The organism is Candidatus Binatia bacterium (assembly GCA_023150935.1).
Classification (GTDB): domain Bacteria; phylum Desulfobacterota; class Binatia; order HRBIN30; family HRBIN30; genus JAKLJW01.
The window spans coordinates 106,095-132,240 of sequence record JAKLJW010000007.1 but is presented as its reverse complement, the minus strand read 5'-3'; the positions used below and the strand labels follow the sequence as shown (position 1 = coordinate 132,240).

At 66.5% G+C, this 26,146-nt stretch carries 24 protein-coding genes and 3 pseudogenes; 14 read left to right on the top strand and 13 right to left on the bottom strand.

The genetic code is table 11. The features are described 5' to 3' along the window. The first annotated feature begins 95 nt into the window (after positions 1-95). The 8 genes and pseudogenes from L6Q96_07040 (at position 96) to L6Q96_07005 (ending at position 6,160) form a co-directional block, all read left to right on the top strand. Positions 96-449 carry a four helix bundle protein gene (locus L6Q96_07040; protein ID MCK6554326.1) on the top strand — a complete coding sequence of 118 codons (354 nt, stop codon included), beginning with the start codon at positions 96-98 and terminating at the stop codon, positions 447-449. A 398-nt stretch (positions 450-847) separates the two neighbouring features. Further along, the gene (locus L6Q96_07035; GenBank protein MCK6554325.1) at positions 848-2,113 is read left to right on the top strand and encodes a transposase; all 1,266 of its coding nucleotides are present in this window, start codon (positions 848-850) and stop codon (positions 2,111-2,113) included. Further along, positions 2,017-2,901 (top strand): annotated as a pseudogene (locus L6Q96_07030) (hypothetical protein). Before L6Q96_07035 ends, L6Q96_07030 begins: the two are co-directional and overlap by 97 nt. Before the next feature lie 25 nt (positions 2,902-2,926). Then, on the top strand, positions 2,927-3,226 hold the full coding sequence (locus L6Q96_07025; GenBank protein MCK6554324.1) for a nucleotidyltransferase family protein: 300 nt from the start codon (positions 2,927-2,929) through the stop codon (positions 3,224-3,226). Next, positions 3,216-3,557 carry a DUF86 domain-containing protein gene (locus L6Q96_07020; GenBank protein ID MCK6554323.1) on the top strand — a complete coding sequence of 114 codons (342 nt, stop codon included), beginning with the start codon at positions 3,216-3,218 and terminating at the stop codon, positions 3,555-3,557. The genes L6Q96_07025 and L6Q96_07020 overlap by 11 nt, the downstream gene beginning before the upstream one ends. A gap of 580 nt (positions 3,558-4,137) precedes the next feature. After that, positions 4,138-4,368: pseudogene (locus tag L6Q96_07015) on the top strand (hypothetical protein). A 161-nt stretch (positions 4,369-4,529) separates the two neighbouring features. Beyond that, a complete protein-coding gene (locus L6Q96_07010) occupies positions 4,530-5,564 on the top strand; it encodes a radical SAM protein (protein ID MCK6554322.1) in 1,035 nt (344 codons plus the stop codon). Then, positions 5,564-6,160, top strand: coding sequence for a hypothetical protein (locus tag L6Q96_07005; GenBank protein MCK6554321.1), 597 nt, complete (start codon positions 5,564-5,566; stop codon positions 6,158-6,160). The genes L6Q96_07010 and L6Q96_07005 overlap by 1 nt, the downstream gene beginning before the upstream one ends. On the opposite strand, the gene L6Q96_07000 is transcribed toward L6Q96_07005, so the two are convergent. Together L6Q96_07000 and L6Q96_06995 are read right to left on the bottom strand one after the other, a co-directional pair. After that, a complete protein-coding gene (locus L6Q96_07000; protein ID MCK6554320.1) occupies positions 6,120-6,995 on the bottom strand; it encodes a DMT family transporter in 876 nt (291 codons plus the stop codon). The two genes, L6Q96_07005 and L6Q96_07000, sit on opposite strands and share 41 nt — an antisense overlap. A gap of 149 nt (positions 6,996-7,144) precedes the next feature. Continuing rightward, complete coding sequence (locus tag L6Q96_06995) at positions 7,145-7,525, bottom strand: VOC family protein (GenBank protein ID MCK6554319.1); 381 nt, start codon at positions 7,523-7,525, stop codon at positions 7,145-7,147. Between the two features lie 132 nt (positions 7,526-7,657). Between L6Q96_06995 and L6Q96_06990 the strand changes: the two genes are divergently transcribed. The 3 genes and pseudogenes from L6Q96_06990 to L6Q96_06980 all read left to right on the top strand — a co-directional run bounded on the left by L6Q96_06990 (position 7,658) and on the right by L6Q96_06980 (position 9,337). Continuing rightward, entirely contained in the window at positions 7,658-8,488 is an 831-nt protein-coding gene (locus L6Q96_06990) for a methyltransferase domain-containing protein (GenBank protein ID MCK6554318.1), read from the top strand. A 169-nt stretch (positions 8,489-8,657) separates the two neighbouring features. Next, positions 8,658-8,762 (top strand): annotated as a pseudogene (locus tag L6Q96_06985) (antitoxin). A gap of 143 nt (positions 8,763-8,905) precedes the next feature. Next, on the top strand, positions 8,906-9,337 hold the full coding sequence (locus L6Q96_06980) for a PIN domain-containing protein (GenBank protein ID MCK6554317.1): 432 nt from the start codon (positions 8,906-8,908) through the stop codon (positions 9,335-9,337). 481 nt (positions 9,338-9,818) lie between these two features. On the opposite strand, the gene L6Q96_06975 is transcribed toward L6Q96_06980, so the two are convergent. From L6Q96_06975 to L6Q96_06940, 8 genes are all read right to left on the bottom strand, one after another. Then, a complete protein-coding gene (locus tag L6Q96_06975; GenBank protein ID MCK6554316.1) occupies positions 9,819-10,163 on the bottom strand; it encodes a DUF779 domain-containing protein in 345 nt (114 codons plus the stop codon). Positions 10,164-10,329: 166 nt separating this feature from the next. Next, on the bottom strand, positions 10,330-11,835 hold the full coding sequence (locus L6Q96_06970; GenBank protein MCK6554315.1) for an aldehyde dehydrogenase family protein: 1,506 nt from the start codon (positions 11,833-11,835) through the stop codon (positions 10,330-10,332). A 75-nt stretch (positions 11,836-11,910) separates the two neighbouring features. Next, positions 11,911-13,575 (bottom strand): AMP-binding protein, encoded by a 1,665-nt coding sequence (locus tag L6Q96_06965; protein ID MCK6554314.1) that lies wholly within the window; start codon positions 13,573-13,575, stop codon positions 11,911-11,913. Positions 13,576-13,589: 14 nt separating this feature from the next. Beyond that, positions 13,590-14,642 (bottom strand): methylmalonyl Co-A mutase-associated GTPase MeaB, encoded by a 1,053-nt coding sequence (meaB, locus tag L6Q96_06960; protein ID MCK6554313.1) that lies wholly within the window; start codon positions 14,640-14,642, stop codon positions 13,590-13,592. Next, positions 14,623-16,800 (bottom strand): methylmalonyl-CoA mutase, encoded by a 2,178-nt coding sequence (gene scpA, locus L6Q96_06955; GenBank protein MCK6554312.1) that lies wholly within the window; start codon positions 16,798-16,800, stop codon positions 14,623-14,625. Before scpA ends, meaB begins: the two co-directional genes overlap by 20 nt. 105 nt (positions 16,801-16,905) lie before the next feature. After that, a complete protein-coding gene (locus L6Q96_06950) occupies positions 16,906-17,151 on the bottom strand; it encodes a hypothetical protein (protein MCK6554311.1) in 246 nt (81 codons plus the stop codon). Positions 17,152-17,246: 95 nt separating this feature from the next. Then, complete coding sequence (locus L6Q96_06945) at positions 17,247-18,146, bottom strand: CoA-binding protein (protein MCK6554310.1); 900 nt, start codon at positions 18,144-18,146, stop codon at positions 17,247-17,249. Positions 18,147-18,160: 14 nt separating this feature from the next. Beyond that, positions 18,161-19,363: an acetate--CoA ligase family protein gene (locus L6Q96_06940; GenBank protein ID MCK6554309.1), complete on the bottom strand. Its 1,203-nt coding sequence runs from the start codon at positions 19,361-19,363 to the stop codon at positions 18,161-18,163. A 245-nt stretch (positions 19,364-19,608) separates the two neighbouring features. On the opposite strand from L6Q96_06940, the gene L6Q96_06935 reads away from it, so the two are divergent. Together L6Q96_06935 and L6Q96_06930 are read left to right on the top strand one after the other, a co-directional pair. Next, positions 19,609-21,270: an acyl-CoA dehydrogenase family protein gene (locus L6Q96_06935; GenBank protein ID MCK6554308.1), complete on the top strand. Its 1,662-nt coding sequence runs from the start codon at positions 19,609-19,611 to the stop codon at positions 21,268-21,270. A gap of 156 nt (positions 21,271-21,426) precedes the next feature. Next, the gene (locus tag L6Q96_06930; protein MCK6554307.1) at positions 21,427-22,017 is read left to right on the top strand and encodes a Uma2 family endonuclease; all 591 of its coding nucleotides are present in this window, start codon (positions 21,427-21,429) and stop codon (positions 22,015-22,017) included. An 87-nt stretch (positions 22,018-22,104) separates the two neighbouring features. On the opposite strand, the gene L6Q96_06925 is transcribed toward L6Q96_06930, so the two are convergent. Next, entirely contained in the window at positions 22,105-22,494 is a 390-nt protein-coding gene (locus L6Q96_06925; protein ID MCK6554306.1) for a putative Ig domain-containing protein, read from the bottom strand. Between the two features lie 43 nt (positions 22,495-22,537). Further along, entirely contained in the window at positions 22,538-24,196 is a 1,659-nt protein-coding gene (locus L6Q96_06920; GenBank protein MCK6554305.1) for a nitrite/sulfite reductase, read from the bottom strand. A 107-nt stretch (positions 24,197-24,303) separates the two neighbouring features. Here L6Q96_06920 and L6Q96_06915 point away from each other — a divergent pair, with 107 nt between their 5' ends. Next, complete coding sequence (locus L6Q96_06915; GenBank protein MCK6554304.1) at positions 24,304-24,624, top strand: cupin domain-containing protein; 321 nt, start codon at positions 24,304-24,306, stop codon at positions 24,622-24,624. Between the two features lie 55 nt (positions 24,625-24,679). On the opposite strand, the gene L6Q96_06910 is transcribed toward L6Q96_06915, so the two are convergent. Then, entirely contained in the window at positions 24,680-26,032 is a 1,353-nt protein-coding gene (locus L6Q96_06910) for a c-type cytochrome (GenBank protein ID MCK6554303.1), read from the bottom strand. Positions 26,033-26,146: the final 114 nt, after the last annotated feature.

Below are 26,146 nucleotides of genomic sequence, written 5' to 3'. Positions count from 1 at the left end.
ACCGAAGACCGGACCGGCCATGAAGTGTTACCCATGTGCCCGGTCTATTCTGTTACCCATGTGCCCGCTTGCACCGGAAGTAGGGAGGAGGGAGGATGCACTACCGGGACACGATCGTGTGGCAGAAGGCGATGGAAGCGGCGCGGGAGGTCTATCGCCTGGCCCCAGGGCTTCCGAGGGAGGAAACGTACGGGATGCGATCGCAGATCACGCGGGCCGCGGTCTCGATTCCGGCGAACATCGCAGAGGGCTGGACGAGGGAGTCGAACAAGGAGAAGGCTCAGTTTCTGGCGATCGCGCAGGGCTCGCTGGCGGAGGCGGAGACGCTCCTGACGCTATGCGAGCAGGTTGCCTGGTTCCCGGAAGCGGAGACAACCAGACTGAGAGGTCTGCTGGACGAAGTCAGCCGCATGCTGACCACTCTCCGCCGCCGCTTCCGCCAAAGCTGACCCCACTCTCTTCTCACTCCTCTTCACTCTTTCCTCGCCCCTGGCGCGGCGCCCAGGGACTAGCCGAGGACGTCCGCTACTACGGCCGGTGGATGCGCGACGAGGCCGAGAAGCGCATCGGCCACCTGTACCCGAAGATCGGCGCGTGGCGCGACGCCCGGTCGGGCCGGTACTTCGGCGAAGAGGAGGTGGAGGAGTGGAAGAGGAACGAGTCGAGAGGAGTGAGGAGTGAGTATGGGGAGCAGCTAGCGAGAGACTGCGGTCATCCGACTCTTTCCTCACTCCTCTCCACTCTCTCCTCGCACCGGCTGACCGTCATCGCGTGGCTGTGGGCGCGGACGGTGAAGAGCCCCAACCCGGCGTTCGCTCACGTGGCCGTGCCGCTCGCGTCGACCTTCATGCTTTCCACCAAGGCGGGCAAGGAGGCGTACGTCGAGCCGGTCCTGACCCTGGGAGCGCGGGCCTCCGGCCCGCAAGAAGAAGCGGGCGGGACGCCCGCGGTCCCAGGCTACCGGTTTACGGTGAAGGTGGGGAAGCCGAAGGACCCCGAATCCGCAAAGATCGGCACCACTGCCGGCAAGCGGAGCGCGTTCAAGTGCCTGATCTCAGGCGTGCCGATAACCTATGACCACATCCGATCCGAGGGCAAGTCTGGCCGCATGGGTGCGCGACTGATGGCGATTGTCGCCGAGGGTGAGCGCGGGCGAGTCTATCTCTCCCCGACGCCGGAGCACGTAGCGACAGCGCAGAAGGTGAAGCCGGAGTGGAAGCCGGATATGCCGCTGCCCGACAACACCCGCGACTTCAAGACGCCGAATTACGGCCTCACGACCTTCGGCGACCTGTTCACCCCCCGCCAGTTGGTGGCGCTGACGACGTTCTCCGATCTGGTGCAGGAGGCGCGGGAGCGGGTGCAGCGCGACGCCCTGGGTGCGCGGGCCTCTGGCCCGCATTCCCCCACAGGATGGCATTCCCGTGGCTACCACCCTCACTTCGATCAACCCGGCCTGGTCCAGAGCATCACCTTCCGCCTGCACGACAGTGTTCCCGCGTCTTTGCTACAGCAATGGCGCGAGGAACTGGGCATCCTGAACACCCCTCCTGCCGGCGATGAGCAATTGGCCAAGCTCCGCGACCACATCGACAAGTACGAAGACGCCGGTCATGGCGCGTGTCATCTACGGCAGACGGAAATCGCCACGATCGTTGAAGAAGGGCTATGCCACTTCGACGGGGAACGCTACCGCCTGCTGGAATGGTGCATCATGCCCAACCACGTCCATGTCTTGGTGGAGACCGTGCCAGGGCATGCTCTCGGCGACGTTGTCCAGTCGTGGAAGTCGTTCACCGCCAAGAAAGCGAACCAGATCCTGGGTCGGACCGGGAAGTTCTGGATGGCGGACTACTACGATCGCTTTGTTCGCGATGAGAAACACCTCACCGCTGTGCGCCAGTATATCCGCGAGAACCCGGTCAAGGCGGGACTGTGTAACAGAGCTGAGGAGTGGCCCTTTGGGAGTGCGTGGGGAGGAGAGCGGGCCGGAGGCCCGCGCACCCAGGGGTCGCCAGCACCGGATGGGACACCTTCCTGGCCGCCGTCATCGAAGCCGGCTTCGCCATCAGCGGCACCTGGCCGATGCGCACCGAGCTCGGCAACCGCATGATCGGCTCCGGGATCAACGCCCTCGCCTCCAGCATCGTCCTCGTCTGCCGTCCGCGCGCCGCCGATGCCCCCACCGCCACCCGCCGCGAGTTCGTCACCGCGCTCAAGGCCGAGCTGCCTGCGGCCCTCGCCCACCTCCAGCGCAGCAACATAGTGCCGGTCGATTTGGCGCAGGCCGCCATCGGCCCCGGCATGGGGGTGTACACTCGCTACGCGAAAGTGCTCGACGCGGAGGGCAAATCACTCTCCGTCCGCGAGGCGCTCTCACTCATCAACCAGACCCTCGACGAGGTGCTGGCCGAGCAGGAGGGGGACTTCGACGCCGACAGCCGATGGGCGCTGGCGTGGTTCGAGCAGTCGGGCTTTGCCGACGGCGAGTACGGCGTGGCGGAGACGCTTTCCAAGGCCAAGAACACCAGCGTCGCCGGCATGGTGGCGGCGGGCATCCTCGTCTCGAAAGCCGGCAAGGTGCGCCTGTTGACGCCCGCAGAGCTGCCCGCGAGCTGGGACCCGGCCACGGACGCGCGCCTCACGGCGTGGGAGGTCGTCCACCAGCTGATTCGCGTCCTCGAAGCTGGCGGCGAGAGCGCGGCGGCCGAGCTGGTCACCAAACTGGGCCGCCACGCCGAGACCGCCCGCGAGCTGGCCTACCGCCTGTACACGATCTGCGAGCGCAAGAAGCGCGCCGTCGAGGCGCTGTTGTACAATGGCCTCGTGCAGAGCTGGCCGGAGATTGTGCGGCTGGCGCGTACCCCTCGCGAGCAGGCAGAACCGGAGCTTTTCGTGTAAAGGAGGTTTCGGAGAAGACATCGTCATGACTCGCCGGTTGCCTGTTGCCCCCGACGCACTTGCGGCCTTCTGCCGCCGCCACCGCATTCGCAAGCTATCGCTGTTCGGCTCGGCGCTGAAAGGCGCCATGCGCCCCGACAGCGACATCGACCTGCTGGTCGAGTTCGATGACGGTTGCACGCCCGGCCTCATCCGACTGGCCGGGATGGAGAACGAACTCACGGACATGCTTGGGCGCAAGGTCGATCTGCGGACGCCCGCAGACCTGAGTCGACATTTCCGAGACGAGGTGGTGCGCACGGCCGAGGTGCAATATGCGGCGTGAGGATCGCGTGCGGATCCTCGACATGATCGAGGAGGGCGAGCATGCGACGACCTTCATTACAGGACGAGGCCGCGAGGACCTCGACCGGGACCCAATCCTGTTCCGCGCTTTGGTGCGCGCTATCGAGGTCATGGGCGAGGCGGCAAGCAAGGTATCTACCGAGACGCGCGCTGCGACGCCGGAGGTTCCGTGGAGGGACATAGTCTCGATGCGCAACCGGCTGATTCATGGCTACTCGACCATCGACCCGGATACCGTGTGGAGAACCGCGACGGACGATATCCCGGCGATCCTCCCCGCCCTGAAAGCGCTCGCCGCCAGGGACGAATGAAGGGGTTGGTATGGCAATCATCAACCACGAACGCGGTGACAAGGCGCTCGATCTGCCGAAGGTCTGGCTGCGGCCGTTCGCTGAGCGCTAGATGCACTGCCTTGGTGGTGAGAGACGGATCGGCGCCCCCGGGCGTGCCCTCGACTCGACAGCGCGCTGTTCACCGCTGTCTCCGGTTTGAAACGGGGACGGAGTTGAGAAGATGAAGACCGGGTTGCTCCGCCCTCACGCGAGCCCTCGAAGCCGGCGGGGAGACTGCCGCAGCGGAGGAGTTGGTCATCAAACTGGACAGCCGCGCCGAGACCGCCCGCAGATCAAGCCGGGCGACCGGGTGACGTTCCGGGCCATGTTCGTAGACCGCAACGGCTAACGCTCCCCGGCGGGCCGTGTGAGCTGGACGGCAACCGGCGGCGCGATCCAGTCCGACGGCGTGTTCACGGCTGGCGAAGCCGTGGGCGAGTACGCGGTCACGGCGGCGACCGACACGCAGCAGGCATCGATGGTGGTGATCGTCTCGAAGGATGCTGTCCCGCCGCCGCCACCGGAACGCGAAAAGCCCGGCCCGACGGTGCGCAAGCTGACGCGCTTCCACGGGACCGTCACGCTTGCCTCAACGAGGGTGGGCCGCGACGCTAGCAAGATCGCCGACGAGGTCATCGCCCACCTCGCGGGGCTGGTCGGCGCGGACGTGCAGGTCACGTTGGAGATCGCCGCGACGATCCCGCAGGGGGCCCCCGAGAACGTGGTGCGGACGGCGACGGAGAACAGCCGGCAGTTGAAGTTCACGAGTCAGGGGTTCGAGGAGGAATAAGCCGAGCGCACGCCGGTAGTGCGCATACCCACAGGTTGACCCTTAGCGGCAGTATCGGGCACTAATGGTACGTAAGGGTTATGGACCGGGACCGGTCGAAGGTGAAAGATGCGTCGGAAACGAAGCGCCACTGGCGTGCGAACTGACCAGGGGGATCGCTCATGAGGAAACTGAGCCTCGCGACTCAGGAAGCTCTGCAACGGGTTCTGGGCGCCGCACTTGCGGCGCGGCAGCGCGACGACGGTCGCCCCTTCATCGTCGGACACTTCATCACGAACCGCTGTATGTGTTCGTGCGCCAGTTGTCTGTGGCGCGACAACGACTGCGAGGACGTGCCCCTGGCGGACCTGCAGCGGTTCTACGCGCAAGCGCGCGACGCGGGCTTCGTTGCCGCAGCGCTGTCCGGAGGCGAGCCCTTTCTGCGCAGCGACCTCGGCGACGTGGTGCGCTTCATGAAGCGAGAGGCGGGGATGTCGATCCTGCTGTTCACCACCGGCTGGTACCTGCGGAAACGGATGGACGAGGTGCTCCCGCACATCGACATGCTGATCATCAGCCTGGACTCGGCGAAACCCGAGCGGCACGACGCGATTCGCGGCCTTCCCGGTTTGTTCGATCGCGCCATCGAGGGCGTGGGCATGGTGAAGGAGCGCTACCCGGACGTTTCGCTGCAGTTCAACTGCTGCGTGCAAAAGGGTCTCGTCGACGAGATCGACGAGCTGCTCGACCTGGCGGCGCGCCTCGACGTGCAGATCTCGTTCGACGTCATTACCGACTACCGTAACGGCGACGGCGCTCCGATCGTGGCGACCGAGATGGGCCTGCCGCGCGAGGAGTTGCGCGCGCTCTGCTCGTCGCTCCTGGAAAAGAAGCGCGCCGGTGCGCCGATTCTCAACTCGGAACGGTACTTCGACTACTTCATTTCCGGACGACCGGGATACCGCTGCCATATGCCCAAGCTGGTGATGTTCATCGACGGCCGCGGCAATGCCGAGTATTGCCTCGACCTCACGCAGCCGATCGCCAACATCCGCGTAACGCCGCTGGCGGAGATTCTGGAGATGCCGCGGTTCCGCCAGTTGCGCGCGGACGCAGAACGGTGCTCGTCGTGCAATTCGCCGACGATGGTCGATCTCTCGCACGTCTGGGAGAACCCGGCCGCCGCGTTCGAGCCCGGGGGCATCGCAGTCGGGTGATGCGGGTATCTCCGCCGCCCGCCCCCTCGCTGGTTGCGCTGGCGCGATGCAGCGTCGCCGAGATCGAAGCGCTGTACGCGGCCCCGCGTGCAGTAACCGTCCCGAGCGCGTGTTACCGCGGCGTCTTCCTCGCGTGGCTCGACGCACCGGACCCGGCGGCGCCGGTGACCCACTTCTTGCAGTGGCTCGGGTTCCGCGTGCTGCCGTTCGGCGTCGATTTCATTCGGAGCCGGTGGTTCTTTTTCCACCCGGCGCTGGGCGCCGGCCGCTTTACCGCCGCGCCGGGACGTTCGCGGTGGCGCGATACGGAAACGATACGTCTGGAGTACGCGGTCTCGCGCCTGCCGGGCCCGCTGCGCCGGGTGCTTTACGACGAGGTAAAGCCGTTATCCTCCTCGCTCTGCCTCGGGATCGGGGGCACCAACGCGCCGCGCGGGCGCGGCGACCACTTCTTCTTTGCGCTGGTGGCGGAGGGGTCTGAGGGCGAAGCGTGCCGTAGCCCGGCGGCAACGGTGCGCGGAGCCGCCGGCGGTCTCACCGTTAGAGATCGTCCTTTCATCTCTGACGGCTCACCAGGCCGACGGCAGCGAACATGAGCAGCGAGCCGACTATGAGGTGCGGGCCGAGATCGGTACCGAAAGAGACTGACTCCAGGGCCGCGGCAGTGACGACCGTGGTTGCCGCCGCGACGCTGCCCTGGGTAGCCGAGGTGTACCCCAGGCCGTGGTGCAGGAGCCACTGGCCGCTGACCGACGTGAGCACGACGCCGACCAGAGCCAGCGCTACGGCCGGCGACGGCACGCTCACGCCGACGAGGAGAGCAGGGGCCGTCATCGCGGCACCGACGGCCATAAAGTAAGTGGTGATCAAAGCCGCGTTTTCCGAAGCGCGGAGATGCCGTGCCGTTGCCACCGCACCCCCGGCAAACAGCGACGAGCCCAACGCGGCCAGACACCCCAGGGTCGCCTGTCCGCCGGTGGGTCCCCCGGGGCCGACCACCACGACCACGCCGAGCAGGTTCAGTACAAGTGCTGCGGCCGCGCGCGAGGAGAACGGCTCTCCCAGCACGGTCGTCGCAATCACCGCTGTCGATACCGGATACGTGCATTGGAGCAGCGTGGCCAGGCTCGCCCCCGCCCAGCCAATGCCGAGGTAGTAAAGGGAGATCGCGCTGCCGCCGAGTAGGCCCCGCAGGAGCAGCGGCCGCAGGTTGCCGGGCCGGGGCCGCAGGTTGCGGCCGCGCGTTGCCGCGAGTAACACCGCAAACGAGCCGAGGAAACGTACGAACGCCACCTGCAGCGCCGGCACTTCGGCGGCGGCCACCCGCACACAGACCGCCATCGATCCGAACATCAGCGAGGCCGCAAGAATGACGCCGACACCGCGCAACGCCGCGCTGCGACGCGTAACTGTAAGGCCCGCGCTCACCATCGCCCTAATCTGTGACGCGGCGCACGCCGACGGTCAATGTCGGTCGTTGCCACGAAGGTGGACGCGGGCAGAAGGGACGCCGACACTCCCGCCCGAGTGCCGGCATCGCCTCGCCGCAGCGCGGACTCCCTTAACCGACCGGATGCGGGTCAGGCCATGCGGTGCAGCGCGCAGAGCTTGTTGCCGGCCGGGTCGCGGAGGTAGGCAAGGTACATCTTGCCGAGCCCGCCTTCGCGCACCCCCGGAGGGTCCTCGCAGGTCGTACCGCCGTTGGCGACCCCGGCGGCGTGCCAGGCGTCCACCGTGGCCGGGTCGTTGACGCTAAAGCCGATGGTGCCACCGTTGGCTGCCGTGGCCGGCTTGCCGTCGATCGGCTTGGTCACCGCGAACACGCCGTGCGGCGAGAGATAGAAGAACCGTCCTTTGTCATCGGTGATGCCAGGGCCCAGGCCGAGCGTGCCCAGCACGGCGTCGTAGAACTTCTTCGAGGCGTCGAGGTCGTTGCTCCCGACCATAATGTGGCTGAACATGGGATCGCTCCTTCGGTGGAATAATCGCTTTCTGCCCCATGCTGCGGTTTGGGGAAAGGGGGGGACACGGGGGGCTCCGGGGCCGGGCGGCGACGGGTGCGTTCTTCCGGTTAATCCGGTAGACAACTTCCGATGACGACCGCGGCCGCCTTCGGGCTCGACGATCCGCGCTTGCCGGAGATCTTCGACGAACTCCCAATCTGGTCGGCGCCGTTCGGACAGGCGTTGCTCGACCGCTTCCGGTATCGCGAGCGGCTGACCGTGCTCGATGTCGGGTGCGGCACGGGCTTTCCGGCCATCGAGCTCGCCCAGCGCCTCGGCGGCTCCGGCATGGTGTACGGTCTCGACCCCTGGCATGCGGCGGTCGTTAGAGCGAAGGCGAAGGCCGGACTGCTGCAAGCCGCCAACGTCGAATTTCTTGCCGGCCTGGCCGAGTCGATGCCGTTCCATGACCGGCGCTTCGACGCCATCGTCTCCAACAACGGGCTGAACAACGTGGCGGACCTCGACGCTTCGCTCGCCGAGTGCAGGCGGGTTGCGCGCGCGGCCTCGCAAATGGTGTTGACCGTCAATCTGCCCGATACGATGCGGGAGTTCTACGAGCAGTACGAGGCGGTGCTGCGCGAACGGAGCCGGCACGACTCGATTCGGAAACTGCACGAGCACATCCGCACAAAGCGGAAGCCGCCCGCATTCCTGCGTGATCGGCTGGCCGCGCACGGATTCTCCGTGGTGCATTGCGAAGAGACGACGTTCACCCTGCGCTACGTGAACGGCACGGCCCTCTTCAATCACTTCTTCATTCGCCTGGCCTTCCTCGGTCCCTGGCGGCTGGTGGCTGACGGCGCCGACGTGGACGAGATCTTCTCCGTTCTCGAAGCGCGACTCAACGAGACGGCGCGCGCCTCGGGCGGCCTGGTCTTGACCGTTCCGTTCGTGTGCATCGAAGCGACCCCGGTCTGAGCCGGTTACGCGCACCGTCGACCCGCGGACGCACACGGCGCGGCGAGTGGAGCGCGGGTATCGAGCAAGGCGGCCGGAGAACCCACCTTGCTCCTGCTGTCGTTTGCCTTCCCTGCGCCAGAGCACTCTCGGCTTGACATCAAGGCATCAACCCAATATGCGGTGGTGCGTGCGGACCACGCTCACTCTCGACGACGACGTTGCGGTCGCGCTGGAACGTCTCCGGCGCCGGCGGCGAGAGCCGCTCAAGCAGGTCGTCAACGCGGTGCTGCGGGCCGGGCTGAGTGCCCTGGATGCGCGGGCGACGGCGCCGCGCAAACCGTTCCGCACGCAGCCGATGTCGCTCGGACCGCCACGACTCAAGAACCTCGACAACATCTCCGACGTCCTCGCGTTCGCCGAGGGCGAGGACTTCCGGTGATTCTGGTCGACGCCAACCTTCTGCTGTACGCAACCGTCACCGACTACCCGCAGCACCCGGCAGCCCTGGCGTGGCTGGACGGCCGGCTCAATGACCCGCTCCGGGTCGGGCTGCCCTGGGTGAGTCTCCTGGCATTTCTCCGCATCGGTACGAACCCGCGGATCTTTCCCAATCCCATGGCGATGCCGGATGCTTGGGCTCGCGTGGCACGGTGGCTGGACCTCCCGAACGTGTGGATTCCGGGGACGGCCGACCGTCACCGTGAAATCCTCGGCGGGTTTCTGGGGGGAGTGGCGAGTTCCACCCAGCTCGTGGCCGACGCCCACCTCGCCGCGCTGGCGATCGAGCACGGGTTGACGCTGTGCAGTACCGACGGCGACTTCGCCCGCTTTCCGGGGTTGCGGTGGGAGAATCCCCTCGCGGGGTAAGCCCCCGGTTACGTGCCGTCAGCGGACGCGCCGCGATCTCCTGGTTCGACCGGCCGTCGGCCGCCAGCAAGATGATCTTGGCCCGCTCGCCTTGACGCATCGCAATCGCGCGTCCTGCCGACCAGCCTTCCAGCGTGGATCGTTCCGTAGGTGTAAGTGTGATCTCCTGCGCTATTCGCATCTCCATCGCCTTCACGATCGGCTTATCATGGCGGAGCGGGAGATGGACGATAATGCCCCCCATTTATGAATCGTACGACTAGCGCGGGCTTCGCCGGCAACCCAATGGTCCGTGCTCGCATACGTACTCGTACTCGGCCGCGCATCCCATCCGGCCCGCGTACGTGCACGGATTCTTTGCCGGGCGCGACGATTTCCGGCGACAGGACGGTGGCTCGGCTGGAGCCTCGCCCTCCCCATCGGATTTCTTCGCGCAATACAAAGAATCGCTGACCTCGTAGCCCAACGTGGGCGACGGCCGTCAGTCGGACGACCCGAGGGAGCAGGCGCGGTTCTGGCGCAGGACGAAGCGCAGGCCAAGCTCGGTTTCCAGCGACATCGAGTCCGACATCGGATCGTCGATCACGTCGATGGTAACGTCCGCGTCGTCGTAGAGGGGGGCCATGGCGGCCTGCAGGTAGACCGGCACGCCGGCGACTTCCCCCGCGTGCGCGGCCGTCGAGGTGATGACGGCATTCTCGAATAGATGCGGTGCAGTACCCTCGCAACAGCCGCCGTCGATGGTGAACGTGAGCGCTCCCGTGCGCGACTGCCGCAAACGCTCCACCACCTCGGCCGCGCGCTGTGTAATGCTGATCGTAGGCATCGTGCTTGACTTACCAATTCCGCGGATGCGCGTGCCGTGCGAAGAGATCGGATTGGGAGGGCGAGCCGGCGTCGGACGGTCGCGGCTCGCCCTCCCCGGGGCTTGGGTGCTGGTGCTCAGGCCTTTCGTTTAATCCGCTGCGAGTTCGTTCACTCGGGTACGATCGTCAGTTCAACAACAACTGCAAGTAAATCTTGCCTTCGGGCGGCGTGTTCTCGCCGATGTGGATGTGTTTGACCTCGTGATACTCCGCGAGACCCCACTTCCCGAGTTCGCGGCCGACGCCGCTTTGCTTGTAGCCGCCGAACGGGAAGCGCATGTTGATCATGTGATAGTCGTTGATCCACACCGTGCCGGTCTCGATGCGTCGCGCCACGGCGAGGGCGCGCTCGTTGTTCTGCGACCACACGGCGCCACCGAGGCCGTAGACCGAATCGTTGGCGATGCGCACCGCTTCATCTTCGTCCTTGTAGCGAATCACCGACACCACCGGGCCGAAGATCTCCTCCTGCGCGATACGCATCTTGTTATCGACGCCATCGAAGATGGTCGGTTCGAAGTAATAGCCTTTCTGCAGGGCCGCCGGACGCTTGCCGCCGATCACGCACTTGGCGCCCTGTTCGTGGCCGAGTTTGACGTACTGCTCGACGGTGTCGCGCTGTGCGGCGCTGACCACCGGTCCCATGCTCGTCGACGGGTCCAGCGTGTTGCCGAGCTGGATGCGCCTGGTTCCGGCGATCATCTTCTCCAGGAACGCATCGTGTATCGATTCGTGGACCAGCACGCGAGTGCCCGACTCGCAGATCTGGCCCTGGTGCATGAACGTGCCGAACAGGGCGCCGAGGGCGGCGGTGTCGAGGTTGGCGTCGGGTAGGATGATGTTCGGCGACTTGCCGCCGAGCTCGAGGGTGACCTTCTTGAGGGTTCCGGCGGCGAGTTGCATGATCCGCCGGCCTACTTCGGTCGACCCCGTGAACGCGACCTTGCCGATGTCCGGATGGGTCGCCAGTTCCTCGCCCGCGGTCCCGCCCGGTCCGCTGACCACATTGACCACGCCCGCCGGCACGCCGGCCTGCGTACAGATTTCCGCCAGCATCAGCGTGGACACGGAGGTGACCGAAGCCGGCTTGATGACCACGGTGTTGCCGGCGGCCAGGGCCGGAGCGATCTTCCACGATGCCATGATCATCGGGAAGTTCCACGGCGTGATGCCGGCGCATACCCCGATGGGTTCGCGGACGACCAGGTTCCGGCTGGGGACCGGCATCTGCTCTTCGTAGTCCTCTTGCAGCATGGCCTTGTATTCGTCGCCGCAGATGAACTGGCCGAAGTGCATGAAGGTCTGCGCGGTGCCGGGCACATCCATGGCCATCGCCTTGCGGATCGTGCCGCCGCCGTCCATGACCTCCACCTCGGCCAGTTCGTTCTGGCGTTCGAAGATTGCCATGGCGACCTTTTGCAGGATCGCGCCGCGTTCCTCGGGCGACTTGTTCCGCCAGACGCCGGTGTCGTGGGCTTTCTTGGCGGCGGCGACCGCCTTGCGCACGTCGTCGCGATCGGCGACTGCGACGGTGGCCCAGGGCTCCTCGGTTGCGGGGTTGATCGTCGATGCGGTCTTGCCGCCTTTCGCGGCCTCCCATTGGCCGTTGATGAACAGTCCGTATTCTTTCACCCGTTTCCTCCTTGTCGTACTGTTGTGGGTACAAGACACGTGCGGGACAGGCAATACCCCGCGAACGCAAGAAGGCTAAGAAGGCGCCGGCGCCACGGCAACGGCGAGTTCCGGCTTGAGGCCGCGGCGCGACACCTTGCCGTTGCGGGTGCGAGGCAGATCGTCGACGGCGTAAACGATCCGTGGTGCCTTGTACGAAGCGAGGCGGCCGCCCGCGTAAGCCAGTACGTCGTCCACGCCAAGCCCGCTGTCGGGCTTGAGGATGACGTAAGCGGATACGAGCACCTTACCGCCAGCGCGAGGCTCGCCGACCACGGCGGCATCGACGACTCCCGGGTGATCCTTGAGCACGCGTTCGACCTCGACCGGCGAGACGCGGTACCCAAAGCTCTTGATGATGTCGTCCCGGCGACCGAGAAACCACAGATATCCGTCGTCATCGCAGCGGGCGTAATCGCCGGTGACGAACCACTCGGCCCGGAAACAGGCGGCGGTTTCCTCGGGGCGATTCCAGTATCCCAGCATCAGTGCAGGATCGGTGCGCGGGATGCACAGAACGCCTTCTTCGCCGACGGGGACCGGGCGCAGCGTTTCGGGATCGAGGAGACGGACGTCGTGCCCCGGTTGCGCGAACCCCGCCGAACCGGGCCGGATCGGGCGCGACTTCGTCTCGCACAGGTAGTACGAGCATTCGGTCATGCCGAGACCCTCGTAGATGTCGAGACCGAAACGTTCCCGCCAGCCGGCGAGGATTTCCCGGGTCAGTTGCTCCCCGGCGCACATGCAATGGCGCAGGGTCGGGACGTCGGCCCGACCGCAGGCCGTCTTCTGCAGGATCTGCCGGTACAGGGTCGGCACCCCGATAAATACCGTTGCGGCGTGCCTGGCGATCAGCCGTGGCCAGGCGGCGGGATCGCTGACTCCCTCGCGGAGAATCGCCGTATGACCGCGGTACAGCGGATCCATCAAGCCGGTGCCGAGTACGTAGGTCCAGTTGAACTTCCCCGAGTGCAAGACCCGGTCTCCGCCCGGCTGGAAGTCGAACCAGTACTCCGACGACGGCTGCCGGCCGAGCAGGGCGCGATGGCCGTGCAGCACTCCTTTCGGGTAGCCGGTCGTGCCCGAGGTGTAGACGAGGTACGCCGGGTCGTCGCCGCGCGTGGGGTAAGGCGCCTGGCAGGGGCCGGTGCGGGCGAGCGTTTCGGCGAGATTGGCGGTGCTCAACCGGTGCGCCGGCGCGGGTGGGCCGTTACCCACGATGAACGCATGGCGCAGTTGCGGCAAGTGCTCCAACTCGACGTGCATGGCGTTCCACGTCGCCAGGTCGGTCACCAGGGCGCCGGCGCCGGAGTCGGTGGCGAGGAAGATAACCTCTTCGGCGGTGAGCAGGATCGACGTGGGCACCGGAACCGCGCCGGCTTTCATCGCGCCCAGAAACGCGATCGGGTACTCGATGCAGTTCGGCAGGCGGATGAGCACGCGTTCGCCGGGGCCGATGCCGCGATCGTGCAGCGCCCGGGCGAAGCGCCCCGTGCGGTCCGCGAGCTCGGCGAAGCTGAGCTGGCGTACGCCGCGCGTGTCGTCGTCGACGACGACGGCAGGTCGATCGGCACGGTCGGTTCCGAGGTGAGCGTCGCTACAGGCGGTGCCGATGTTGAAGTACTCCGGGATTTTCCACGTCCACGGGGGAAACCCGCGCGGGTCGGTCGAGGTCGCGGCATTCCGGGTCGAACGGTGCATCGCGGTCGGCGCGGTCAGGCGCTGCGCGTGCGCCGCGGCGCCCCGGCGGTTTCGGGCGGCGCCCCGTTGCGATCGAGCAGGGCCAGCAGTCTGCGGGCGGCTTCGGTGGGGGTGAGGGTGGCCTCGGCGACCGCCTTGCGGATTTCCGGCAGCAGGCGCGCGACGTCCGGACGGGCGAGGAAGTGCGTCTTGAGTCCGGCGTCGAGCATGTTCCAAAACCAGGCCAACTGCTGTTCGCGCCGCTTGGCCGCGAGTTCTCCGGAGGCGGTGAGCTTGTCGCGGTGATCCTGCACGATCGACCAGACGGTATCCATACCGCGTTGCTCGATGGCGCTGACGGTGACGACCGGGGGGTCCCAGTGGGGGCTGGCGTGGCGGAAGAGGCGCAGGGCGCTGCGGTACTCGGCGCGGGCCTGCTCGGTGCGACGCACGTTGTCGCCATCGGCCTTGTTGATGGCGAGCGCATCGGCGATTTCCAAAATGCCCTTCTTGATGCCCTGCAACTCGTCGCCGGCGCCGGCGAGCATGAGCACGAGAAAGAAGTCCACCATCGAGGCGACGGTGAACTCGGACTGCCCGACGCCGACGGTTTCGACGATGACGACGTCGTATCCCGCGGCCTCGCACACCAGCATGGCTTCCCGGGTACGGCGGGCGACGCCGCCGAGCGAGCCTCCTGCCGGGCTCGGGCGAATGAAGGCTTCCGGGGCGGCGGAGAGACGAGCCATGCGGGTCTTGTCGCCGAGGATGCTGCCGCCCGAACGGGCGCTGGACGGGTCGACGGCCAGAACGGCGACGCGGTGGCCGGCGCCGAGGAGATAGAGACCGAAGGCTTCGATGAAAGTGCTCTTGCCGACGCCGGGCACGCCGCTGATGCCCACGCGCGTGGCTTTACCGGTCTGCGGCAGCAGCGTTTCGAGCAGGCGCTGCGCGGCATCCTGATGATCCGCGCGGGTGCTCTCGACGAGGGTTATCGCCTTGGCCAGCGCCCGTCGTTGACCGGCGCGGATACCGTCGACGAGAGTGTCCAGCGCGATCGGGGCGCTGCTAGGCGCCGGCGGCGGCATCCGTTGTCAGTCCTCCGTCGGGTGCCAGCAGCGCGAGGATCTTGCGAGCGGCGGCGGGCACCGCGGTCCCCGGCCCGAAGATCGCCCTGACCCCCGCCTTCTCCAGAAAGGTATAGTCCTTCGGGGGAATGATGCCGCCGACGGTCACGATAATGTCGTCGGCGCCCAGCTTGCGCAGCTCGACGATCAGTTCGGGCACGAGTGTCCTGTGCCCGCCGGACTGCGTGGAGATGCCGACCACATGGACGTCGTTTTCCACCGCCTGGCGCGCAACTTCTTCCGGGGTCTGAAACAGCGAGCCGACGTCGACGTCGAAACCGAGGTCGGCAAACGACGAGGCGATGACCTTGGCGCCGCGGTCGTGACCGTCCTGGCCGATCTTCGCCACCAGCATGCGCGGGCGCCGGCCATGTTCGTCGGCGAACCTGTCGACCGCGGCACGCAGAGTGGCCCATTCCGCATCGTCACCGTACTGGCCGCCGTACACGCCCGAAACGGAGCGGATCTCGGCCCGATAACGGCCGAACACCTTCTCCAGCGCTGCGGAGATCTCGCCCACGGAGGCTCGCGCGCGGGCTGCCGCCACGGCCAACTCCAGCAGGTTGCCGTTGCCCGCGGCGGCGGCGGTAGTGAGCGCGTTCAGGGCCGCGTCGACCGCGGCGGCGTTACGGGTGGCGCGAATCCTGTTCAGGCGTGCGATCTGCGCCTCGCGCACCGCGGAGTTGTCGATCTCGCGCAGATCGATCTCCGGTTCCTCGGGCAGCTTGAACTTGTTGACGCCGACGATGATGTCCTCGCCGCGGTCGACGCGGGCCTGGCGCCGCGCCGCGGTCTCTTCGATGCGCAGCTTGGGCATGCCGGACTCGATGGCCTTGGTCATGCCGCCGAGCGCCTCGGTTTCCTCGATGATGCCGAGCGCCTTGCGGGCCAGCGCGTGCGTGAGCGACTCCATGAAGTACGAGCCTCCCCACGGGTCGACAACGCGGGGGATGCCGGTTTCGAGTTGGAGAACGAGCTGGGTGTTGCGGGCGATCCGGGCCGACATGTCCGTTGGCAGGGCCAGCGCCTCGTCGAAGGAGTTGGTGTGGAGGCTCTGGGTGCCGCCCATGACTGCCGCCATGGCTTCGACCGTGGTGCGGACGATGTTGTTGTACGGGTCCTGCTCGGTCAGGCTTGCGCCCGAAGTCTGGCAGTGCGTGCGCAGCATCAACGAGGTCGCCTGCTGCGGTTGGAAGTGCTTTTTCATGAGCGTGGCCCACAGGAGGCGGGCGGCGCGGAGCTTGGCCACTTCCATGTAGAAGCTCATACCGATGGCGAAGAAGAACGACAGGCGGCCGGCGAAGGCGTCGATATCGAGGCCTTTGGACAGGGCGGCGCGGACGTAATCGAGGCCGTCGGCGATGGTGAAGGCGAGCTCGAGGTCGCAGGTCGCTCCGGCTTCCTGCATGTGGTAGCCGGAGATCGAAATCGAGTTGAACCGCGGCATGTGCCGGCTGGTGTACTCGATGATGTCGGCGACGATCCGCATCGAGGGTCCCGGCGGGTAGATGTACGTGTTCCGGACCATGAACTCCTTGAGGATGTCGTTCTGGATGGTGCCGGTAAGCTTCGCTTGCGGCACGCCCTGCTCCTCGCCGGCGACGATGAAGCTGGCGAGCACCGGCAGAACCGCGCCGTTCATCGTCATCGAGACCGACATCTTGTCGAGCGGCACGCCGTCGAAAAGGATCTTCATGTCCTCGACGGAGTCGATCGCCACCCCGGCCTTGCCGACGTCGCCGACGACGCGCGGGTGGTCGCTGTCGTAACCGCGATGGGTGGCCAGGTCGAAGGCGACCGAGAGACCCATCTGCCCGGCTGCGAGATTGGCGCGGTAGAAGGAATTGGATTCCTCGGCGGTGGAGAAGCCGGCGTACTGGCGAATCGTCCACGGCTGTCCGGCATACATAGTGGCGCGGGGGCCGCGCAGGAACGGAAAGGCGCCGGGAATGGTGTCGAGGAACTCCAACCCCTCGACGTCGGCGCGCGTCCACAGCGGCTTGATGTCGAGGCCTTCCGGGGTGTGCCAGACCAGCTCGTCCGGAGGTGCGCCCTTGCGCTCCCTGGTGGCGAGTTGGCGCCAGCGTTCCTGGTCGGCTCGGTCTTGTTTCTCCGCCATCGATAGGTCTCCTCGATTATCCCGCGGCGCGCGTCGGGCAATGGCGGGCGCGCCCTCTCGCAGCGTAGGGGAATCGCCGAGGCGGTTCAAACCACCCCCGGGGGGCTAGGCCTTTCGGGTGAGGACTTCCTTGTCGCCGTAGAGCTTGACGACGCGCACGGTCCCGGGCGGCGCGGCGTTGAGGCAGAGCTCGCAAAGCGTGCACTCGTCGAGATTCGGCTCGACGATCTGCAGCGCCCCGCCGCTTCCGGTGGCGAAGATGTTTACTGGGCACACCTCGATGAGTTTCTTGACGAGCTCGCCATCCCTGGCGACGGCGGCATCGACCTCGACGTTAATGAACAGCGCCATGCGACGTCCCTTCAAGTCCTGACCGGGTAACACCTTGACAGCTCAAGAGCCCACCACCGTGATAGCCTGATCGCGCACGCGAGTGACGGTGCGCGTCATATTCCCAGCCTCTTCCTGACCAGCGCCGGAATATCTTCGATGCGTTCGGCGATCGATATGCCGGCGGCTTCGAGTCGGGCGATCTTTTCGGCGGTGGTATCGGCCTTGCCTTCGACGATCGTGCCGGCGTGGCCGAAGCGCATGCCGGGCATTTCATCCATGAAGCGGCCGGCCATGAAGGCGACGATCGGCAGGCGCGACTTCCGCTCGACCACGTATCGGGCCAGCTCGGCTTCCATGCGACCGCCGGGTTCGCAGTAGATCACGATCGCCATGGTTTCCGGGTCGGCCTCGTAGAGCGGCATCAGGTCGGCGTAAGTCGAGCCGATGACGGCGTCGCCGCCGATCGACACGGCAGTCGACTGGCCGAGCCCGGCGGCAGTCAGAGTGTTGCACATCTCTGTCGTCATCCCGCCCGAACGCGACATGACGCCGATGGGGCCTTTGGTGAAAGCCTTGCGGGCATCTTCGGCACGTCCGCCGAGGCCGCCCATCTTGGCTTCCCCGGGCGACAGCACGCCGAGGCAATTCGGGCCGATGATGCGGGCGCCGCGGAGGCGGGCCAGCTCGACCATCTGCGCGACCTCGTAGCGTGGGATGCGCTCGGTGACGATCACCAATATCTTGATGCCGCACTCGAGGGCCTCGTACACGGCGTCGCGCGTGAACGCGGGCGGGACGGCAATGACCGAGCCGTCGACGGATTTCTCTTTGGCGATCGCGGCCACGGTATCGTAGACGGGGACGCCGTAGATGTCGCGTCCGGCCCGGCCGGGGGTGACGCCGCCGACGATCTTCGACCCGTAGTCGAGGCACTCCCGGGTCATGTTGACGGCCTCGCGGCCGGTGATGCCCTGGATGATGAAGGTGGTGTCCCTGGTGATCAGAATCGACATGGTCCGCTACCCCTTCACTTCATCTTGGCGACGGCGCGTCCGGCCGCTTCGTACATCGAAACGGAGCGATCGCAGTACTCGACGCCGTAGTGCCGGAGGATCTTGAAGCCCTCGGTTTCCCACGACCCCGGTATGCGAAAGATGGCGATCTTCTCGGCCGGGTCGAACCCCGACTCGACGACCCCCTTGATGACACCGCGCGCGACGATGTCGACACGGGTGTTGGAGACGACGTTCATCATCACGGCGATCTTCTTCACCCCCCGCTTGGCGAGAATGAGCTTGGTGAGGGCGCACGCCTTGGTGACGCTGGGGTTGCCGCCGATCTCGCAGTAATTGGCGGGCCGGCCGCCGTGCTTGCGGATGGCGTCGAACAAGGTCAGCGAACCGCCGCCGGCGCCGATGACCAGACCCAGGTCGCCGTCGAACTCGACCACGTTGCCGGCGACGCCGCGGTGATCGACGGCGTCGACCGCCGCCCCGTCGATCTCGAATTGCGACGGCGGACGGGCCTGGCGCTTCTCGGCCGGATCGATGCCAAGCTCCCTGAGGAGCCCCTTCTGGGTGTCGCGGGCATCGTCTTCCATGTCGACGTGTCCGTCGAGGCAAAGGAAACGCCCGTCATGCAGGCGCACCAGCGGGTTGATCTCCGCCAGGGTCAGGCCGTGGTCGCGGAAGACCCGCGCCAGGGTGGCGGCGATCTGAGTCAGGCGGTTGAGATCGGAACCGCTGATGCCGATCGACGCGATCAACTCCTTGGCCATGAAGTCGGAAAACGGGAAGAGCGTTGAGAAGTTGCGCTTGGCAATATGCTCGGGGTGCTTCTCGGCGACTTCTTCGACGTCAATGCCGCCCATGTCGCTGAAGATCATCACGGGCAAGCGGTTGACGCCGTCCCAGGTCACGCCGAGGTAGTATTCCTGGGCGATCGGGGCCCGCGCCTCGACCAGCACGCCGCGGGGCTTGTGGCCGTTGATGGTGAGGGCGAGGATCTTCTCGGCCGCGCGCGCCGCCTCGGCCGCGGTTTCGGCGAACAGCACGCCACCGGCCTTCATCCGGCCGCCGGTGAGCACCTGCGACTTGAGCACCACGGGGCCGGCGATCTCGGTGGCGATGGCGCCGGCCTCCGCGGGCGTTCTGGCGACCTTCGACCCCGTCGGCAGGGGAATGCCGTACTTTCCGAACAGTCGCTTCGATTCGTATTCGTAAAAGCGCATCGACCCGTCCTCTGCTCTTGAAGCTACGGTCCGCCGCGTCCTTCCGCGCCGTGCCGGCGCGCCGGGCGAACGAAAGCCGGTACCCTTTTCGCTTGCGAAGGTCAAATAAGCGCCTCTGCGGCATACGCGCGACGAGGCTAATGGGGCGGGCGTACTGGTCAGGGTTGCCCCTCGATGGTACACAGGGGCATCGTCGCGGCCCGTTGCGGGCGCGGGTCAATCCTCAGAGGAAAGGGCGAGTAGCGATGGCGGAAGCGAGCGTATCTCCGGTCGATCTAAAGGGCGTCGGCGAAGTGGTTAACGCGGTCGACACGGCCGTTCAGGAAGCGCTGGCGGTGGGGCGGAAGCGCACCAATGGCGGCAAGGACATCGATGCCATGCAGGTGCACGCCGAACGGCTGGCCTATGCCGCGACGGAAGTGCGCGCGGCGAAGGATTTGCTCGCCTATGCCGAGAGCGGGCTGGAGCGTAGCGGAGGGGATGGCACGATTGGGGAGATGGCCGCGGTGTTTGCCGCCGACGTCGCGGCGCGTCTGAGCGCGCAGGTCGACACCTACCCGGACGATTTCGGTCTCGGCGACGACGTGTTGCGGCGGACCCTGGCCGATCCGACCGTCAAGGGCATCGTGCGTGCCGGCGTGCAGGAAGCGCGGGTGCGGACCATCGGCCGCCACGTCATGCAGCAGCGTGGCGTCAATCACACGTGGATCGACAACGAATTGGCCGTGATGACCCGCGACTCGGTACGGCAGTTCGCCGAGGCCGAAGTACTGCCGATCGCCGAACGTATCCACCGTCACGACGAGTTGGTGCCGGACGAGATCATCGGCGAGATGGCCGAACTCGGCTTCTTCGGTATGGCGATTCCGGAGGAGTACGGCGGACAGGGCATGGGCAATCTGCCGATGATCGTTACCACCGAGGAGCTGTCGCGGTGCAGCCTGGCGGCGGCGGGCAGTCTCATTACGCGTCCCGAGATCCTCACCAAAGCGCTTCTGAAGGGTGGCACGGAAGCGCAGAAGCGGCACTGGCTGCCGAAGATCGCCTCGGGAGAAACCATGGTCGCGATCTCCGTGACCGAGCCCGATACCGGCTCCGATGTCGCTGCCGTTAAGTGCCGCGCCGAACGCGGCGAGGCCGGCGGGCAAAAGGGCTGGCTGATCGACGGAGCGAAGGCGTGGTGTACGTTTGCCGGGCGGGCCAATGTCATCTGTCTGCTGGCGCGTACCGACCCCGACATGAAGAAGGGGGCGCGCGGCCTGTCGCAGTTCATTGTTCCGAAGGACACCTTTCCCGGCCACAGCTTCGAGATGCGACAGCCGGGCGGCGGGGTGTTGGTCGGCAAGGCCGATGCGACACCGGGCTATCGGGGTATGCACTCGTTCACGCTGAGCTTCGAGAATTTCTTCGTTCCCGCCGACGGTCTCGTCGGCGGGGAGGAGGGGCTCGGCAAGGGATTCTACCTGCAGATGAGCGGTTTTGCGGCGGGCCGGTTGCAGACCGGCGGCCGCGCCACGGGCCTGGCACAGGCGGCGCTCGAGCGTACGGCCGAGTATGCCTGCGATCGGAAGCAGTTCGGTGAGCCGATCGGCAACTTCCAGCTCACGCAGTACAAGTTGGGGCGGATGGCGACCAACTTGATGGCGGCCCGTCAGCTCACGTACGCGGCGGCGCTGGAGATGGACAAGGACGAGGGCGCCGCGCTGGAGGCGGCAATGGCGAAGCTGTTCGCCTGCGATGTCGCCGTGTGGTTGACCCAGGAAGGTCAGTTGATTCACGGCGGCTGGGGCTACGCCGAGGAGTTTCCGATCTCGCGTTACGTCGTAGATGCGAACGTGCTGCCGATCTTCGAAGGAGTGAAGCCGATACTCGAGTTGAAGGTGATCGCGCGGACGCTGCTCGGGTAAGGGGGCGGCGGCGAGTCCGGAGTCGAGGGGGCGGACGTCGGAATCTGGACGGGCGAGCCTGGGAGCCCGTGCCGGTGGGGTGGGTTCTGCGATCGATGCAATGCGTAACGCGCTCGATCCGTTGGCGCTGCCGGCCAGGCGTGGTAAGCAGAACGGGTGGGCGAACGGTACGCGGAGCACAGCGGTTATACCGCCGAGGCATACTTCGAGTTGATGAAGAAGGGCGTCCTCGATGAGGACGACCGGGTCGAACTCCTCGACGGAGTCATCGTTGCCGAGCCGCCGATGGACCCACCGCACGCCTCTGGGATCGTCCGGGTGGCATGCGCGCTGCGTGCGGCGATCGGCAGCCGTGCGGTGATCCGCGAGCAGATGCCGCTCGTCGTCGGTGCGGACTCCGTTCCCGAGCCGGACGTTGCCGTGCTCAGGGGGCGGATCGAGGACTACGACGACATCCATCCGAGGTCGGCACTCCTGGTCGTCGAAGTGTCGGATGCGTCGCTCAAGCAGGACCGCCTCTCCAAGTCGCGGATCTACGCTGGGGCGGCTGTGCCGGAGTACTGGATCGTTAACCTTCGGCAGGAGTGCGTCGAGGTCTTTCGCACCCCGGACGCGGTCGCGCGTCTTTACGGCGAGCGCACGACCGTGGGGCCCGGCGAACGCGTTGCGCTGCTGGCGTTTCCCGACGCCAGCGTTGCCGTCGGCGATCTCTTACCGCGGCGCTCCCCGGTTGCGACTGACGACTGATCGCGGCATGCCGCCGAAGAGACGGCTTGGGCATGGCTCCGCTCGATCGTGCTGCCAGACGACATGTTGGGTGCCCGCATCGATCGCTCAGGGCGGTGGCGGCGTGGCGGTCGGGGTGGGGCTGGGCGTGGGCTGCGGGGTCGGGGCGTCGACGACCGTCAGCGATAGCCCCTTGAACGCCGTATCGGCGGCGTACCAACCGTCGTAGTCGACTACCTCGACGACGAAGGTGTAGGTGCCGGCGGCGGTCGGCGCGCCGCGCAGGGTGCCGTTCTGGAGGAGACCGATGCCCGGCGGCAGTTGCCCGTCGGACAGGAACCACGCATCGCCGCCGCACCGCGAACGAAGTCCGAACTGGTAGGCGAGGCCGACGGTGGCGTTGGGTAACGAGGTGGTGGCGACCTCGAGGTTACAGTCGCTGCAACCGGCAATCCCGAGTTGCAGGCAGGCCAGACCGACCGCGATCGACCAACCCATTCCGAGAAGCGAGCGCCTGTGCACCATCGTGCGTCAGACCGTATCACAGGCGCGGCGCCGGCACCTCCGCCACCGCCTTGGCGACCTCGGTGAGGCGGTCGACGCCGACCCGGTCGACGAACTCCGGAAAACGCTCGCCTTGCAGGCGGGTGCGACGGTACTCGTCGGCCAGCGCCGCCACGACCTTCGGCACCTGTGTGGCCGGAACGCGCAGCGGGACGCGTTTGCCCACGGCCGAGGCATCTTCCCCAACGCGGCCTCCGAGCAACATCGAATAGTGCGAGTGATGCTGCCCGTCGGCGCCCTTCAGGGACAGGCCGGTGAGCCCGATGTCGCCGACGTGGTGCTGGCCGCACGAGTTCGGGCAGCCGCTGATCCGGATCCGAAAGTTGCCCAGACTTTCCACGTTACCGTTCGTGGCCAGCAGTTCGTTGCGAATCGCCTCGGCGACGCTCATCGATCGGCTCACCGCCAGGCTGCAGAAGTCCGCTCCGGGACAGGCAACCACGTCGGTGATGTGCAGGGCGTCGGGTGTTGCCAGCTCGATGGCCCGGATGCCGTCGTAGAACGCCTGGAGGCGGTCGCCGGCGACCCACGGGACCATGATGTTCTGGTCGTTCATGGTGCGTAGCTGTCCGGCGCCGTAGCGTCGGGTCAGTTCCGCCAGGGCGCGAAGCTGAGCGGCGGTCACGTCGCCGAGGGGCAGCCGGACGATCGCTCCGTAATACCCCGCTTGTTTCTGCGCAAAGGTGTTGGTGCGCAACCAGTGGGCGAACGGTCCGTCCGTTGGCGACGGGGCGGGCGCGCCCGGCAGGCTCGGCGCGGCCGGCTTGAAGCTCTCGACGATCTCGACCAGATCGGCCCGCAGCGCATCGCCCTGTTCGGCTGCGACGGTCTCCACCAGCGCATCCATTTCCGCCAGGAAACGCGCCGCGCCGAGACGCTGAAACACGTACTTGAGACGCGCCTTCCGCCGGTTGGCGCGTTCCCCGTCGCGGTGGTGAAGGCGCACCAGGGCCTCGGCGACGATCAGGACGTCCTCGGCCGGGATGAAGTCGCGAGCCAGCTGCGCCAGCAGCGGCTGCGAGCCGAGTCCGCCCCCGGCATAGACGGAAAAACCGTGGCGACCGTCGCGAATGTGGGGGAAGAAGGCGATGTCGTTAACCCGCGTCTGAACGCAGTCGTAGGGGCAACTGCCGAAGCCGATCTTGAACTTGCGCGGGAGGGTGAGGTTCAGAGGGTGAAAGCGGAAGTACTCGTCGACGGCGAAGGCGTAGGGCGTCACGCCGAACAACTCGCCGGACCATACTCCACTGTGGCTGCACGCCGTGACGTTGCGCAGAGCGTCGGAGCATGCCCCGCGCGTCGAGATGCCGACCGCCAGCAAGCGCTCGAGGATGGGCAGGACGTCGCCGATGGTCACCCAGTGCAACTGGATGTCCTGCCGCGTCGTAACGTGGAGCACCGAGCGCGCGTAATCGTCGGCGATCGCCGCAAGCTCGTCGGCCTGTGCCGCGGAGACGATTCCGCCCGGCAGCTTGATGCGCTGCATGTAGCTGGTGTGATCGAGTTGATAGTAGAGGCCGTGACTGAGTCGAATGGCCCGGAACTGATCGTCGGTGAGTTGACCCTGTCGATAGCGCTCGATGCGACTGCCGTGCGCTTGCAGGGCAGCCTGCATATCGCCCCTGGTCGGACGCATGCCTGTAGCCTCCTGGAAATTCCTCGAAGAACTGACCTGTTCACCGACCTGCGTAGCGGGTATGACCGTCGCCAGTCAACCCTGTGCGCTGACAACGGAGGTTTGCAATGGAGGTGTTCAAGGATGCCCTGGGCGCGGTAGCCTTCGGCCCGGAAAAGCTGAGGAAGACGAACCTGTTCGATACGCCACGGATGTTTTGCGACGTCTACGGGCTCGAGCCCGGCCAGGAACAGGCCGGGCACGCGCACGCCGATGCGGACAAGATCTATTTCGTCCTCGATGGGACAGGCACGTTCCGCGTCGGCGATGCCGAACGTAACCTCGGCCCGGGGCACGCGATCCTCGCGCCGGCCGGGGCGACTCACGCCGTGCGCAACGCGGGCAGCGAGCGCCTCGCCCTGCTGGTCTTCATGGCCCCGAAGCCGTGAGCGGGAGACCGGGAGGGGAGCCGGCCGGACCTAGAGACAGGGGTCGGCTGGTCCGTTACCGATCCGTCAGGGTTTCGAGGAACGCCACCACCGCGTCGATCTCTTCGTCCGTGAGGCGCGGCTCCTCGCCGGGCTGACGGTCGTAGGGCGCTTCAGTGGTGTTGACGTTGTCGTGGAACGCCGCGGGCAAGTCGTCGAACTTCGCCACGGTGCCGTCGGGGTGCGCCGGATACCAGAGTTCCGGACTCGTGTCCCGGGTCACGTAGAAGCGCACCACGTCGCGCAGCGTGCTGAAGAAGCCGTTGTGCATGTATGGGCCCGTGCGAGCGATGTTGCGCAGCGTGGGAACCTTGAACGCCCCGCACAACGACTCGACGTCGAATTCGGCCGGGACCTTGTTTTCGAGCCCGTCCTGGCGGCAGAGTCCGAGGTCGAACCACGTGGGGTCGGCGGTATCGGGGATTGCCGCGTTACGCGGTACGCCGAGATTGTCGTAGGTAAAATCGGTAAACAGCCAGTCCTCCGGGGCATTGGACTCCTCGTCGCCCACATGGCAGGCGAGACAGTTGCCTTTCTCGGCATCTTTGAACAGTTCGAAGCCCCGCGCCTCCGCTTCGGTGAATACGGCCTTGCCGCGCAGTACGTCGTCGAACTTGGAGCGGAAGGGACGGAAACGTTCGGTGCGCTCGAAGGCCGCGATCGCCTGCGCGATGCGTTCGTAAGTCGCGTCGGTATCGGCGAACGTTCCGTCGCCCCAGACTGTTGCGGCGAGGCGCGCGTAAGGGCCGGCGGCGACCTTGTCCACCACGGCACGAGCCGAAGGGTTGTTCATTTCACGCGGGTTGAGGAATGGCCCTTTGGCCTGCTCGGCCAGAGAGTCGGCGCGGCCGTCCCAGAACTGGCCCCCGGTCGGAACGTACTCGATTTCGCCCTCGGGCGTGGTTTCCTCGACCAGGGCGAAGGGCGGACTGAACAGCGCGTACATGGCGGTCGGAACATTGCGGTCACCGAGAGCCTCGGGACGACTGCCCTGGGCGACTGCGGGGATTGCCGAGCCGGCGTTGCCCTGGAAGGCGAGGTCTTCCGCATGACAGGAGGCGCACGCCTGTCCGGCAGGTTCGGAGAGGTTAGTGTCCTCGAACAGACGCTTGCCCAGGAGTTCCTCGGGAGAGAGGAGTTTCTCCGCCGCCGAGAGGGGCTGATTGGGATCCGGTGTCGAAGCGGGGGTTGCCTCGTTTCCCGAGCCGCACGCGGCGAGAAGCGCGAGGCTCAGCAGGAGTGCCGCCGGTGCCCGCCGGCGCACGCTTGACCGCGCCGCCACGCGGAGAGGCCGGGGAGCGAGGTGCGACAAGGTGGGGCGCAGGTCGAGCATGGACAGGCGGGACGGGCGTGGCGGAACGGCGATCATAGAGAAGACTCCTCCGGACGAAATGAGAATGATTATCAAGTTCATTTCACGGCGCGCGGGTGGAGTCAAGTGGTACGAGGGGGAAGGTGGCGGCGGAAATGGTGCGGGCCGGGC